General features: G+C 61.6%; 12 protein-coding genes and 2 pseudogenes. 10 read left to right on the plus strand and 4 right to left on the minus strand.

From position 1 onward, the window contains the following. Nucleotides 1-886 precede the first annotated feature (886 nt). Nucleotides 887-1,132 (plus strand): hypothetical protein, encoded by a 246-nt coding sequence (locus AAFG50_RS31535; protein ID WP_028176093.1) that lies wholly within the window; start codon nucleotides 887-889, stop codon nucleotides 1,130-1,132. 38 nt (nucleotides 1,133-1,170) lie between these two features. Here AAFG50_RS31535 and AAFG50_RS31540 read toward each other — a convergent pair whose 3' ends face one another. Next, nucleotides 1,171-1,326 carry a hypothetical protein gene (locus tag AAFG50_RS31540; protein ID WP_156149854.1) on the minus strand — a complete coding sequence of 52 codons (156 nt, stop codon included), beginning with the start codon at nucleotides 1,324-1,326 and terminating at the stop codon, nucleotides 1,171-1,173. A gap of 851 nt (nucleotides 1,327-2,177) precedes the next feature. Then, nucleotides 2,178-2,324, minus strand: a complete 147-nt coding sequence (locus AAFG50_RS31545; protein ID WP_231166558.1) for a hypothetical protein — start codon at nucleotides 2,322-2,324, stop codon at nucleotides 2,178-2,180. A 543-nt stretch (nucleotides 2,325-2,867) separates the two neighbouring features. Between AAFG50_RS31545 and AAFG50_RS31550 the strand changes: the two genes are divergently transcribed. Continuing rightward, nucleotides 2,868-3,323 (plus strand): cupin domain-containing protein, encoded by a 456-nt coding sequence (locus tag AAFG50_RS31550; RefSeq protein WP_028176094.1) that lies wholly within the window; start codon nucleotides 2,868-2,870, stop codon nucleotides 3,321-3,323. 144 nt (nucleotides 3,324-3,467) lie between these two features. Here the strand turns inward: AAFG50_RS31550 and AAFG50_RS31555 are convergent, their stop codons facing one another. Further along, nucleotides 3,468-3,614 (minus strand): hypothetical protein, encoded by a 147-nt coding sequence (locus tag AAFG50_RS31555; RefSeq protein WP_162185869.1) that lies wholly within the window; start codon nucleotides 3,612-3,614, stop codon nucleotides 3,468-3,470. Nucleotides 3,615-3,634: 20 nt separating this feature from the next. Here AAFG50_RS31555 and AAFG50_RS31560 point away from each other — a divergent pair. The 8 genes and pseudogenes from AAFG50_RS31560 to AAFG50_RS31595 all read left to right on the plus strand — a co-directional run. Continuing rightward, nucleotides 3,635-4,176: pseudogene (locus tag AAFG50_RS31560) on the plus strand (acyl-CoA dehydrogenase family protein); the annotation flags it as partial. 192 nt (nucleotides 4,177-4,368) lie between these two features. After that, nucleotides 4,369-5,537, plus strand: a pseudogene (locus AAFG50_RS31565) (metallophosphoesterase); the annotation flags it as partial. Nucleotides 5,538-6,279: 742 nt separating this feature from the next. Continuing rightward, a complete protein-coding gene (locus AAFG50_RS31570; protein ID WP_028176099.1) occupies nucleotides 6,280-6,510 on the plus strand; it encodes a hypothetical protein in 231 nt (76 codons plus the stop codon). A 296-nt stretch (nucleotides 6,511-6,806) separates the two neighbouring features. Further along, nucleotides 6,807-9,026, plus strand: coding sequence for a hypothetical protein (locus AAFG50_RS31575; protein ID WP_053815103.1), 2,220 nt, complete (start codon nucleotides 6,807-6,809; stop codon nucleotides 9,024-9,026). 87 nt (nucleotides 9,027-9,113) lie between these two features. After that, nucleotides 9,114-10,157, plus strand: a complete 1,044-nt coding sequence (locus AAFG50_RS31580) for a TAXI family TRAP transporter solute-binding subunit (RefSeq protein WP_028176100.1) — start codon at nucleotides 9,114-9,116, stop codon at nucleotides 10,155-10,157. Further along, nucleotides 10,154-10,774 (plus strand): hypothetical protein, encoded by a 621-nt coding sequence (locus AAFG50_RS31585; RefSeq protein WP_028176101.1) that lies wholly within the window; start codon nucleotides 10,154-10,156, stop codon nucleotides 10,772-10,774. The genes AAFG50_RS31580 and AAFG50_RS31585 overlap by 4 nt, the downstream gene beginning before the upstream one ends. A 36-nt stretch (nucleotides 10,775-10,810) precedes the next feature. Further along, on the plus strand, nucleotides 10,811-11,416 hold the full coding sequence (locus AAFG50_RS31590) for a DsrE family protein (protein WP_028176102.1): 606 nt from the start codon (nucleotides 10,811-10,813) through the stop codon (nucleotides 11,414-11,416). Between the two features lie 820 nt (nucleotides 11,417-12,236). Next, nucleotides 12,237-13,133: a LysR family transcriptional regulator gene (locus tag AAFG50_RS31595; RefSeq protein ID WP_028176103.1), complete on the plus strand. Its 897-nt coding sequence runs from the start codon at nucleotides 12,237-12,239 to the stop codon at nucleotides 13,131-13,133. Nucleotides 13,134-13,143: 10 nt separating this feature from the next. On the opposite strand, the gene AAFG50_RS31600 is transcribed toward AAFG50_RS31595, so the two are convergent. Next, on the minus strand, nucleotides 13,144-14,223 hold the full coding sequence (locus tag AAFG50_RS31600; RefSeq protein WP_028176104.1) for an isocitrate/isopropylmalate dehydrogenase family protein: 1,080 nt from the start codon (nucleotides 14,221-14,223) through the stop codon (nucleotides 13,144-13,146). Between the last annotated feature and the right edge of the window lie 72 nt (nucleotides 14,224-14,295).

Consider the following 14,295-nt stretch of genomic DNA (forward strand, 5'->3'; position numbering starts at 1 on the left):
GGCTGCCTCGCATAGGGAGTACCCCATCCACGGCAGTTGTTCTAAAGCGCTGTTTCTTGGCCACAATAGCTTCTGCTTTCCTCGGAGTTGATGGCAATCCAATGGCGATCCAGGAAGGCTCTACTCGGAGGCCAACTTGTCGATTAGTCACACGCAGAACATCGAATGGGACGGCAAAGCCCTGAGCGGCTGGGTAGAGACGGAACGCCGACGAAAGTCCCAGCAGATCGGGAAACGATCCATACTCATGTACGTGGCTTTAGTGATGCACTCAACCGGGAAATCGATCGGCATCGAGATGGGCGGCACGACATCATCGGGCAGCACCACACCTCCGCCGACACCGCCTGCGGCCCCGACTGGGCTTGCAGATGCGGCGATCATCAACGGCTATGTCAATGCCGCACAGGACACGACGACGCAGCAGCTGACGGGCTCGGCGGAAGCAGGCGGCAGGTCAGCGTCTCCAAGCTTAGCACGGCGACCGCCGCAAGCAACGCAGCTGCAGCTATGCGCTGGGCCATCTCGCCGACGGTAGCCATAGCTTGACCGCGACAGCGACTGATGCAGCAGGCACCAGTGCAGCAGCGCCCCGCTCGCCTTCACGGTTGACACCCAGGCGCCGGCCACGCCAACGCTGGCGGCCTATTCGCAGGCAGGTTCTGCGGTCGGCAGCAGCACGACTCTCACCGACCCTGATGGGGACCGCGGATGTCGGCAGCACGATCAAGGTCGATGACGGTAACACTCAGATCGCGACGGCCACCACCGGCAGCACCGGGGCCTGGAGCTTCGACACCGGCACGATTGCCCTTGGAGCCACAGCTTCGCCGCCACCGCCACCGACATCGCTGGCAACACCAGCGCCGCCTCGGCAGCCGACGCCGTGACGGTTGCGGCACCGCCTCCGCCGCATGCGGCCCCGACCGCGCCGACGCTCACAGTCGCCAACAATTCGCTTTATGTCAGCCCCGGCGGCAGCATCCCACCGCTGGGTCTGGAGGTGAGCGTGCCCCATGCGGGCGACAATGTGACGGTCAACATCTCCGGATTGCCGAAATACGAGACCATCACCGACAAGCTGGACGGTAAGTCCTTCAGCGAAAGTTCGGTCACGCTGACCGCGGCCTAGGTCAACAGCGGTCTCTCGCTGAGCTCCTCCTACCGCGGTCACGGTCGCCCGACTGCGACGCTGACGGTCACCGCGACCGACAACACCGGGACGCCGATCACCAGCGCGGCCCAGACCATCACGGTGGTCGATCCACCGGCGACCACCACGAGCTCGAGCACGTCGACGACGATATCGGTGACGAGTTCGGGCACGTCGACGACGACCTCAGGGGATGGCAGGTCTTGGGGGCAATCGCACTACTACGCTGCTCAGTCGTTCAACAATCATCCCGACTTCGCACGAGCGGCGACAACGCTAAGCGACACCGGAGCATCGAACGTCGGGTCCACTCCCACCATGACGACGACCGATTCCGCCGCAGGCGCCGGCGCAAAGGCCTACGCCTCCTGAATCAGATGATGGCGGCCGATTTCGGCCGCGAGTCGCATTTCGCGCAGGCAGGGACGGCGTTGTCGGCATCATCTCAGCAGCAGGCCAACTTCCTCGCGAGGCCTTTGTACTAACCACCCAACTAAGGTCACGCGGCATCGGGCTGCGCCGTCGGGGCGGTTCCGGTGTCGCGCGGCCGGCGTCTTGGATGATCCGGTCCGGCCCCGATGGGACCTGCTTGCCGACGGTCGTCAGGCAAAGCTGCGCCTTACGGCGTTTCGTAATCATGGGATGAGCCCGGCGCCGTGTGCGAGAACAGGTGCCCTCGGGTGCTGTACCCGACATTCGCAACATCGAGGTTGCAGGCCGCAAAAAGCGTGAGAGTGTTTCCGGTACCCAACGGGAATGGGTCCAACCGCAGGCCGATTATGCGATTCCGAGAAAATCGTCGCTGGCGGTGGCGGCTACGTCATAGGACCCTCATGTGAGGCTTTGGCAGACGCGCTTCGATCGCATCGCCGTGACGCGTGGACGCGCGCTGAACACACGCGCGGCGCTCGGGGCGACAGCCCTTTTGGTGATTGCGTTCTGGGGCACGCATATTAAGCCGCGCGAGGGATGATCTGCCAGCGTTCGTTCGAGAACTTCATGGGGGCGCTCAAGCGGCAAGAGATCAACACCGGGTGGTCATCTCTAACAAATACTGCAAAGAGGGCGGGATATCTTCCCGTTTGACCGAGCACTGCTTCAGCTCGGCGGCGATTTCGGTCGTGACATCCCGCGACCATCCTTCGGCGTTGTTGAAGGCCACGATGCGCATGGGATCAGTGTACACTCCGTCCAAGAGGTCGCGGATCATCATCTCGCGATAGGTATACGGTCCGCGTCCGATCTCGCGCCAGGCACGACCTAGCCACCCCCAAACACCTCTACCAATACGAGGTACGTGTCATGGTTCGCGTTTTGCGGCACGATCGATGGCGATCGGGCCATGGGCAACAACTCCGATAAAGCCGCAGCCCCGGGGGCCATTCTGGCGTTGCTCTGCCTCCGCCGCATTTTACCAGTCCAGCAACCCGACCTCGCCAAGCTCTCTCGAAACGAAATGAGCCCGGCTCGAAGATTGCTAAAAAGGAGTACTCCTTTTCCGCGCTAGATCGCAGCAGTTAGGCGTGATGATACCGGGCCTGCTGGTCTGTCGCCTCGATTCTGGATTGCGACAAAATGGCGTCTTCACATTGCTTGCGCAACCATATGATCCTACAGTGGCAACTCGGCCTTTCACTGGGATGCTTTAACTAGGCCTCTCACCGGAGGTGCTTTTGATGCCGTGCACGATTTATCCAATTTTGTGAGGTGATTGATGTCGCTTGCACTGATAGAAGTTGGCCATTGCAACGTGGATCTCAAGCCGTCGCCGATCGATGCATCACAGATCATTGACGGCAATCCGGAAGCGCGCGAGCATGTGCTGTCGACCAGCGCGTGCGGCACTGCCAAGACCATGATCTGGTCCTGCACCGAGGGCAAGTTCAACTGGTACTACGACCTCGAGGAGACCATCGTTATCCTCGAAGGATCGATCGTGCTCGAGAGCGCGGGCATACCCCCGAAACGCTACGGCGTCGGCGACGTGATCTTTTTCCGCAAGGGCGCGCACGCGAAATGGCGTGTCGAGGGCTATGTGAAGAAAATCGCTTTCTTGCGCCAAACCACTCCGATCGGGTTCGGTTTCGCAATCCGCGCCGTCAACAGGTTCAAGCGCACGTCCTTCGCCTCCGGCGGGCGTCGCTCCGCGCGGCTTGTAGAAGCCGGCTAGCAACTTTTTGATTAGGCGCTTCCAAATTCCATGGCCAATCTGATCCCAGTCTTCTGGGGTGCAATTGACCACCAATTGCCGCAGGGCGGCGGAATCCATTTTTCCGAATGCGCACAAGAACGCGCGCCTAGCAAGGTCGCTTCTTCAGGAAACACAGCGTTTTGACGCCTGGCTGGGTCGGGAGGGATCGAACCTCGGAATGGTGGAATCAAAATCTGCTGCCTCCTCGTCGCCGACGCGGTTGAGCGGCGCCAGCACGTCCGAAGCGAACTTGCCGGCTTCCTTCAGCACGGCTTGCACGATATCGGCGGACGACCGCGCCCGGCTGGCCCGATGCGTATAAGCGTTGAACGGATGGCGGCTGGAACGCGGTCTCGGGACCGGAAACCTTCGGCGGCTAGGGCCTGCCGCTCGCAATCAACGCGGTCTGCACCGAGATATGGAGCGCCTCCAACGTCGCCTTCGGCCTCTGCCCGCTGCTGATGGCCTCCGCGATCGAGGCGCACGAGGCCCATCGCAGCGACGAGTTGAAGCAGATCTATCTCGAAAAACTCGTCACCGGCGAGTGAACCGGCACGATGCAGCTCACCGAGCCGCAGGCCGGCTCCGACGTCGGCGCGCTACGCACCCGCGCCGAGCGGCAGGCCGACGGCACCTATCGTATCAAGGGGACGAAGATCTTCATCACCTATGGCGAGCACGACATGACCGACAACATAGTGCATTTCGTGCTCGCGCGCCTTCTCGACGCACCCGCCGGAAGGGCATTTCGCTTTTCTCGTTCCAAAATTCATGGTCAATGCCGACGGCTCGATCGGCGCGCAACGACATCTATGCGTCTGGGGTCGAGTACAGCGAGCACATACGATCGAATGAAGCTGTCGCCGCCTTCAACGCCTTGGCCGCGAGGAAGAAGCGGTAGGGCGCACGCCTCCCTCCTTCTCCCCTTATTGTGAGAGAAAGAAGTCGAGGCCGCGCTGTTTCACCAACAAGCTTCGTGAAATCTTTACGCGGAACGTTTAGGCCAGGGCTCTGCGACGAGCGATTGCGCATCCTTGCGATCAACGACTTCCATGGCAAATCTCAGGCCGCCGCCGGGCAGCATCCGCATCGGTGATCCCGAGGACAGGACAAGGAAGGTGACAGTCGCGGCGGGTGGCGCCGAGTATATGGCGACGTTGATCAACCACAAGAACACGATCTTCGTCGCGGCCGGTGATCTCATCGGGGCGAGCCCGTTCTCGTCGACGATGTTTCACGACGAGCCGTCGGTCGAATCGCTGTCGATGATAGAACTTGCGATCACTTCGGTCGGCAATCACGAGTTCGACGAGGGCAAGGCCGAGCGGCTCAATGGCGGCTGTCATCCGGAGGACGGATGCCAGGGGCCGCATGCCTTCACGGGTGCCAAATTCCACTATCTGACCGCCTCAACCATCGAGACCGCGACCGGCAAGAGCATCCTGCCGCCCTATTAAATCCGGGAGTTCGACGGCATCCCCGTCGCCTTCATCAGGCTGACGCTCAAGGGTACCGCCGGCATCGTCTCGCCAAAGGGCATTATCGGGCTCGAATTCCGCGACGAGGCCGAGACTGAACGCGCTCGTGCCGCAACTGAAGGCGCGCGGCGTCGAGGCAATCGTCGTCCTGATCCACGAAGGCGGCGAGCCGACCTGCGACTACAACGAATGCCCGGACATCTCAGGGTCGATCGTCGACATCGTCAAGAAGTTCGACCGTGCGGTGGACGTCGTCGTGAGCGGCCACACTCATCGTGCCTACGTTTGCCAAATTGACCGCCGTCTCGTCACCAGCGGCGACAAGTACGGCACGCTGGTGACCGAGATCGACTCACCCTCGATTCCGCGACGCGCGACATCGTCAGCGCGAAAGCCGAGAACGTCATCGTCGCCAATGCCTCGCTCGCCAATGATACAGAGCAGACCGCGCTGATCGACGCCCACGACAAGCTCGCTTCCCCCATCGCCAACCGTCCGGCGGGATCGGTAGCGCAGACGCTGTCGCGCCTGCCGAACGACACCGGCGAGAGTGCGCTCGGCGACGTCATCGCCGATGCGCAGTTGGCGGCGACGAAGGACGCGAAGGACTGCGGCGCCGTCATCCAATCCCGGCGGTATCCGCACCGACATCGTGCCGAAGGAGAAAGGCGCGGTGTCTTTTGGCGAAGTGTTCGCGAGCGAGGAGCCACGCAACGAGCCGAAGAAGAGTGGTAATAGCCACTAAAGCGCCTCGATGGGTTGCCCCAGCTGGGGCTCCCCATTTCTGAGACTCGATTTCAAGGGCATGTTCCCTCCCCCCGCAAACGGCAACATCAATACTCGTAACCCTTCAGCAAATGCTCTTCGTACGCTGCCCGAGGCCGCGAACCTTGAACGATCCAGTCGACTGGAGCGCTTCCAGCTTGAGCCAGATCGGCCCGCCAGATTCCATGCTGAGCTTACGAGACTGGGTAGGCCGTGTGCGTATGCGCTGGCGTTGGTCTAGGTAGCGGCGCCGGTCGCTCTGGAACAATCCCGATCTCCTGCTGCGGAAACCCCTTCGACCAAATTCATGGCCCCGACTAATGATGAAACACGAGGTGAAAGTTACCACCCCCTCTTCACACATGCGTGCAGGATTGCTTGATGTACATGGACGAAACGAGAGACTCCAAAGGGATCGGACACTGTGCAAAACTCCGGATGTGGCCCTCCTGCAACGCCTCGACGCTACGGGCTTACGCGCTTGCCGTGGATCGGCACACGACCGACTAGGTGCGAAACATCACTGCACGCTCGACGCATAATTTTCACATAGCGTTGGTATCGGCTGACCCGCATAGGGAGTACCCATCCATGGCAGTTTTCTAAAGCGCCTTTTCTTGGCAAGCTTCTGCTCCCCTCGGGGTTGAGGGCAATGCGCTGACGATCCAGGAAGGCGCTACTCGGAGGCCAGCTTGTCGAATAGTCGCTCGCAGACCATTGAATGGGACGGCAACGCCCTGAGCGGCTGGGTGGACCTCGACGGAACGCCGACGAAAGTCTCAGCAGATCGTGAAACGATCCACGCGCATGCGCATGGCTTCAGTGACGCACTCATCTGGGAGATCGACCAGCATCGGGATGAGATCTTCGAGAAGTTGCTGCCATTCTTCAAGGAGCAAAAGCGATATTTCCAGCACGGTTGATTGAAGCCGAGAATTCCTTGATGACTTTTTCGTCGGCCGCGCGAGCTGGAAGCGAAACAAGAAACAAATTGGGTGCAAAGTCAGACACAGGAGCATTCCGCACGAGTTCTCCAACTGTCTCTGGCTGAGAGGACGGATGCGGCTGCATATAGGCCGTAGGCGATCAGTTCATTCGTAGCCTAACCCAAAAGGGGTGGGTGGGTCCTCCATACGAGCAATAGAATTCGCGCAGAGATCGAGGGCATAATGACACATCTGAAGCAGGTCGTGTCGCCATGCGACAGTGATGACTACAGATGGGTCGCACGGTCATGCTCAATGGGGAAGTGAAGTCCTGCGACATCGTACGCATGTCGGTCAACGATTCGGACAAGGCACCGTTTGCGCTGCAGGCAATGAGCCGCCTGCCCACGCAGGGACGGTGCACGCCACTGTGGTTGGCGGCGGCTGTGCTCGCCATGACATGGGCATCGGAAAGTGCGGCTTCCCCGGATCAGGTGCGGCACCTCGCAGACGAGCAACAGGCGACGACTGCCCGCAATCTCGGATCTGACGAGTTCGAGACGTTACTGCCGCGCCCAGGCGGCAGCGACAAATCGATACAGGTCGCGCAAACGACAACCCGCGACACAGGAGCCCTGCAGCAGCCTCCGGAACAGCAACGCGACTGGGCAGAGTCACTGTCCTGCGAACTCGCCCTTGCAAGGCGAGACATCGAGTTGCTGCAACATCTCGAGCAGGAACACGATCGGGCCGAGTGGCTGGTGCAGGGTCTTGACGCCGCGCGGCGAGAGATCGAAACCCAAAAGGGGTTGGCAGCGAAGGCCGTCGAGGAAGCCTCCCGACTGAAGGAAGCTTCCCGGCTGAATCAATCGGGCAAGAGTGGCGCCGCTGAGCTGCAGGAGGAGCGTGAGCGGTCGGCACGGCTGGAGCAGGATCTCGCAGCCGCGCGCCGCGATGTCAAAATCCAGACTGCGATGGCGACGAAAGCAGGTGAGGAAACGTCCCGGCTGAAACAGGCGGGCGAGAGCGGCGCCGCGGAGCTGCAGGAGACGCTGAAGCAGGAGCGCGAGCGGTCGGCGCGGCTGGAGCAGGATCTCGCAGCCGCCCGACGCGATGTCGAAACCCAGGCTGCGATGGCGACGAAAGCAGGTGAGGAAACGTCCCGGCTGAAACAGGCGGGCGAGAGTGGCGCCGCGGAGCTGCAGGAGACGCTGAAGCAGGAGCGCGAGCGGTCGGCGCGGCTGGAGCAGGATCTCGCAGCCGCCCGCCGCGATGTCGAAACCCAGGCCGCGATGGCGGCAAAGGCAAACGAGGAAGTTTCGCAGCGAAGTCGGGCGGCGGAAGCCAGTGCCGCGGACTTGAGGCAATCGATGCAGAAGGAGCGCGAAAGGGCCGACACGCTTGCGCAGGAACTCTCCCTGACGCGAAGCGCTATTTATGCATACCAAGCGCAAACGGCACTCTTGGCGAAAGGCAGCGTCGCGGAGTTGCAGAAATCCCTGCAACAGGAGCGGGATCGGACCGGTCAGCTGGAGCAGGCGCTTGCGGTCGCGCGACGAGATATCGATGCCCAGACGGCGCTAGCGGCAAAGGCGAGCGACGAGGTCGCCAGGCTGACGCAGACAGCAAAAGCTGACGCCCCGGAGCAACGATTGATGCAGAAGGAGCACGAGAGAGCCGATGCGCTGGCGCAAGATCTCTCGATGGCACGCACCAAGATCTACGCATACGAAGCTCAAGCGGCCAAAGCCAGCGAAGAAGCGGCACAGCTCAAACAGCAGGCGAGCGATACCGCCTCGTTGGGGCAGGCGCAGCAACGCGATCGCGAGCGGGCTGAGCAGCTGGCACGCGATCTTGCGAAAGCAAAACGTGAGCTCGACGCGCAGACCGAGCGCGCGTCCAAGGCAAGCGAGGAAGTCGCACGGGTCAAGCAGGCCAGAGAGCGAGACTCGGCCGAACTGCGCAGCCTGTTGCTGCGTGAACGCGAGCGGGCCGAGGGACTGGAGAGGGATCTCGCATTAGCACGTCAAGACAAAGCCGCGCTTCTGGCAAAAATCGCCCCTGCTGCGCCTCCGCTGGCTTCCACTGGGCTGGCTGCCACTGGCAAGGCCGCGCGCGAGGAGCCGCTGTCAGCGCCGGCACGGCCAATCCAAAGCCAGCGTGGTGCCCCAGACAAGCCGGTCCAAGATCAGGCCATAGCGGCGCGCAGCCAGGGCGATGCTCCGGGCAATCCTAACGAAGGGGTGCAAGCGGCGAAATTGATCTCGCGCGCGAGCGTACTGCTTGAACAGGGAAACATCAGCGCAGCGCGGATCGTGCTGGAGCGCGCCGTTGAGATGGGCAGCGCGCAAGCAAGCTTCGCGCTCGCGGAAACCTACGATCCGCTGATCCTTCCAAATTTTGGAACGTATGGAACGCAAGGCGATCTCACTAAAGCGCGAACTCTTTACGCGCGGGCCGAAGCTGGAGGAATCAAGGAGGCGAAGGCACGATTCGAAGCGCTGCGTCGATAGCACTGTCTTGTGCGGAGATGTTCCAAGTCAGCAATGCGCAGTCAAGGATCGAAAGCGCCGACACGGATGCAGTAGAGGAGTTGGTCGATGAAAAGGCTTATCGGATTGCGTCAGCTGCTCTTACTCGCCGCGTTTGCACCATTGCTCCTGCCCATTCAACCCTGGGCAGCTGCGCGGCCGCAGGATAGTCGGCCTCACAAGGTTCGTCTGACACGGCCCGAGACGCCGCAGCCGAGGCCTGAAGTGACTTCCATGAACGCCTGGACTGTCGGCCTGGCCGGAGGTCTCCTCGAGGGCGCGCCGATCCGCCTCGCAGCTGAGATCGCGCGCGTGGTCGACGATGGGGACAATCTGCATGTTCTGCCGGTCGTTACACGCGGGGCCACCGAGAACCTGAATTCCCTGCTCTATCTGCGCGGCATCGACGCGGCGATCATCAATTCCGACGCGCTTGAAGAATACAAGAGTCAGGTGCCGGACATCCAGCGACGAATTGCATATGTCCTGAATCTGTTCCCGTCCGAGCTGCAGATCTTCGTTCGACCGGAGATTCAGAGTTTGAACGACCTCGCCGGCAAGAAGGTCAACTTCAACAACCAGGGCACTGCTGCGGCCTATTCAGGGCCGATGATCTTCAGCCGCCTCAATATCGAGGTGGAGAAGACGTTCATTCCGCACCAGGTGGCGCTCGAGCAGATGCGCAAAGGCGAAATGGCAGCCGTTGTCTTCATTACATCGAAGCCGGTGGATGCTTTCGTGAAGGGCCGGTGGGAGCCAGGTTTCAAGTTCCTGCCAGTTCCGTACGAGAGCAAGTTCGAGGATTACTATCTTCCCGCCTCTCTCGACGCGACCGACTATCCCAATCTGATCAAGCCGGGCGAACGGGTTTCGACGATCGCCGTGCCGACCGCTCTGGTCGCCTTCAATTGGCCGGCCAAGTCGAACCGCTCTGAGCGCGTCGCACGCTTCATCGATCACCTGTTCTCCCGGATCGACAGATTGCAGGGGCCAGGCTTCGATCCGAAGTGGAAGTCCATCAACCTTGCTGCGACGGTTCCGGGTCTCACGCGCGTCCCTGCGGCGCAGCTGTGGCTGGATCGCCAGCCCCGCGCAACACAAGCATCGCAATGAAACGCGCCGCGGTCCTTCTTCTTATTGTGCTCGGGGCTACAGGCGGCATTGCGTTGGCCCAGGATCCCATGACGCAGCTCCGTTCCTGCCTTCAGAAGGACCACGCGGAGCGCCTGGCGTGTCTGAATAAGATGACGCGTACCATCGCGCCTCAGAATCGCCCGACGCCCGAAGACGACTGGATCGTCAGCCAGACAACCTCCCCCATCGACTATTCACCGATCGCGACCGCTACGACATCGTCGCGCAGCGGGACCGGCGAGTCCGCGATGCAATTATCGATCCGCTGCCGCGGCGGCCGGACGGAGCTGGCACTCGCGGGACCCGGCATCTCCCGCGGAGGCGGTGACGATGCAATTTCCTATCGCGTCAATGACAATCCGGCGGTGCAGGTTGCGGCAGCCGTCCCGGCATTCGGTCCCGGCGTCGCGTTCACCGGGGACGTTGTTCGCTTACTGCAGTCGCTTCCAGGCAGCGGGGACCTTATTGTCCTGCTCTCACCACGGGGCGGCGCTGCCCGTGACGGGACGTTCTCCCTCGCCGGGCTGGATGCGGCGCGTGCGAAGATCGCCGCGGCGTGCAAATGGCCGCGCGCGATCGCGACACCAAATCGTTGATGGTGTGCATATGATTTTCTTCGATGGAGGCGGATAATGATCAGATTTCAACATATCGCCAAGTCGGTTGTGATGGCAGCGATCGCCGTTCTGGTTTCCGCATCGTTTTCGGCCGCGGAGCAGGGCGGAAAGTACTGGACGCCGGCGGACGGGCAACCCGTCCCGCACAAGGCGGGCCATGCGAGGCAACACGTGGCGAAGCCGACGACGGCGACGGCGACGCGGAAGCAATCCGCGTTTGCCCGCATGGAGGATTCGGCCGCAGCAAAGAAAAGAGAACATCATTTGATCCTGCAGGTGAATGCCAACGACCCCGCAGCGATGAATCTCGCGCTCAACAACGCGACCAATGTGGCGCAATACTACAAGGACGCTGGCGAGAAGGTGAAGATCGAGGTCGTCACGTTCGGGCCCGGCCTGCACATGCTGCGTGAAGACACCTCGCCGGTAAAGACGCGCATCGAGGAGATGGCCCTGAGCACGCCCGAGGTTTCGTTCAAGGCCTGCGGCAACACCCAGGAGAAAATGCAGAAGGCCGAGAGCAAGGACATACCGATTGTTCGGCAGGCGGAGGTCGTGAAGTCGGGCGTCGTGCGCGTGATGGAATTGCAGGAGATGGGCTGGACCTACGTCAAGCCGTAGGCCAACCATGTCAGGACCGGCCCAAACCAACCCCAGATTTCCATCGGGGTCGCGTATTCAGGTAAAGCCCACGGCTGGCCCTCGCCTGGCTGGAAAGACCGGGAGCGTAATTGGCGTTGGATACTATCCGAAGAGTCTCCGTGTGGTTCTCGACGGATCGAAGGCTCCGCTTACTCTTCACGCAGACTATGTGGTCGCGATTGATGCGCGAACCGACCATCCACGGTCGGATTGATGGATGGCGTCTCCGGTATGGACTTGAAGATCACCTGCCTTCTTACCGATTGAAAAACGGGGACTCTCGCTCCAGTCCGTCAAGGTCCGGATCGCCCTCTCCGGCGGGTGAAATCGTCCGCGCGGTAAGATCACGTCACCGCCAGCGCAGTCACTTTGATGCAGGACCTCAAGCTATAGCGCGGGGTCGCCTTACACATCGTCAGGGCCCGATATCGGAAAAGACCGTCCGAGAAATCAGCTGCTCAAACGGTTCCCCCCGTTAAGCCGCCGATTTGGTGGGCGCACCAGGGCTCGAACCTCGGACCCGCTGATTAAGAGATTGCGACGGGTTGAGAGCAATCAATGGCTTGCCGGCCTCAGACTGGAGCTTATCCGGCCGAAAATGGGCGTCTGCCGCGCGTTCACAACGCTGCTTTTGCCTGGCCGGCCGGGGTCTTGCTGCACCGCAACTTGGCTGCAGATTTCTTCGTGCGCGTGCCTGCCAATCAGCACTGGATATTGCGGGTGGCCCCATTCCGGGCAAAGAGAGGAACCCTCGTCCTCCTGCGATAAGCCGCATAGACGCCGAACAAGGTAGCAGCCGTTGTGGAACATCAATCTCAAGCTTCTCCATACCTTCCTGCTCGCGGCGGAGCACGAAAGCTTCCGGAAAGCCGCACAGGAATCGAACCGGTCTCCGTCCGCGGTGAGCATGCAGGTCCGCGGGCTGGAGGAGCAGATCGGCGTCCAGCTCTTTCGCAGAACGCCGCAGAAGGTCCTGCTGACGCCCGAGGGCCGGATCCTGTTCGAACAGGCCAAGCGTGCGCTGCAGGAGGTCCAGTCAGGGCTCGATTTGCTGACGGAAGCAGCTCAGTCGCGCAGCCGCCACATTCAGATGGCCTGCGTCCCGACGCTTGCGACTGGCTGGCTTCCGAACATCCTGGCGACTTTCAAGATCCGTCATCCGAACACCCAGGTGCAACTCATGGAGTTGCCGACCGGGCCCATGCTTGAACTGCTGCGACGGCGGGATGTCGAATTCGGAGTTGGTCCGCAGATTCATGGCATGGAGGATTTCGAGTTCGAGCCGATCCTCGAGGATCCGCTCTATGCTTGCGTGCCGCCCGTCTTCGACGAGGGACAGTCGAGCGTCTGCTTTGCCGACCTCGTCGACAAGCCCACGATCATGCTGTCGAAATCGACTGCTGTCCGGGGATTGATCGATGACACGCTGGAGACACTCGGAATCCATCTCGATGTCCCGTTCGAGGTCCAGCAGGCCACGACGGCAATGGCCCTTGCGGCGTCCGGGCTCGGCATTGCAATCGTGCCCCGGGTCGCGCTGGTGCAGGCCGGAGTGCAGCAATTTCGCATGGTGCCGATCTCCAACCATGTCGGGCTCCGTCAGGTCGGCCTGATCACCGCGCGCGGGCCGATCCTCCGCCCCAACACCGAACGGCTGATTACCTTGATACGAACCAGCCTTGCCCAGCTCCGCTGAACCCGGCGCATCAAAGCCGTTTCAGCAGAGCATCCACGACCTGATTGGTCGGCGCGACGCCGCCGATGTCGCGGGTCCTCAATGCGGGGGCCTCCAGCCCGGCGCACACCGCAGCTTCGATCCTGTCGGCCCCAAGCCTCAGCCGGCTATCGCGATGGCGCTGATCCAGACGCCTCAGCATCAGGATCGATGCCAGGATGGTTCCATAGGGATTGGCGAGTCCCTTTCCCGCGATGTCGGGCGCCGAGCCGTGCGAGGCCTGGAAGAAACCGATCCCGTCACCGACCTCTTCCGATGGAGCCATGCCCATGCCGCCGACCGTCGCCGCACCGAGATCGGAAATGATGTCGCCGAACATGTTCTCGGTAACGATGACGTCGAAATGAGAGGGCTTGTTGACGAGATGAACCGTCATCGCGTCAACAAGGACGTGCTCGGCCTCGATGTCGGGATAATCCTTCGCCACCTCGTCGAACACGGCACGGAAGAACGCGTAGGTCCGCAGCACATTGGCCTTGTCGCAGCAGGTCACGCGGCGCCGTCCGTCCTTCGGCGAACCGTTGCGCGTTCTGGCCAGCTCGAACGCGAATCGTACGATGCGCTCGACGCCCTTCCGGGTCTGGACGAGGGTATCGACAGCCACTTCTTCCCTCAGTAGCGCACCCGCGCCGCGCGCGGCATAGAGTCCTTCGCTGTTCTCCCTGACGATGACGTAATCGATCGGACCCGGCCGCCCCAGGGGCGACGGAACGCCCTTGTAGAGTTTGATCGGCCGTACATTGGCAAAAAGGTCGAGCTTGAAGCGGAGCGTCAACGTGAAGTCGAGCCCGGCTTCGGTCCCGTCAGGATGGACCACGCCGGGAATGCCGGCCGCACCGTGCAGAATGGCGTCGGCCGTCCTGCAGCCCTCGAACGAGGCTGCCGGGAACGAGTCCCCCGTCTTCAGGAAATGATCGGCGCCCGCGGGATAGTCCACGAACCGCAGCGTGCCGGCCTGGACGCCGGCCTGCAGCACCGCGACCGCCGCACGCGCCACTTCAGGGCCGATGCCGTCGCCATGCACGACAGCAATTGTGTAAGTGTCTTTCATGATACTCGCTCGGTGAATTGCATCTGTGGTTGCCTCAGATTGCGCACGGCAGGCACGCATGCGATCGCATCG

Origin of the sequence: Bradyrhizobium sp. B039 (assembly GCF_038965675.1) — a bacterium.
Taxonomy (GTDB): Bacteria; Pseudomonadota; Alphaproteobacteria; order Rhizobiales; family Xanthobacteraceae; genus Bradyrhizobium; species Bradyrhizobium diazoefficiens.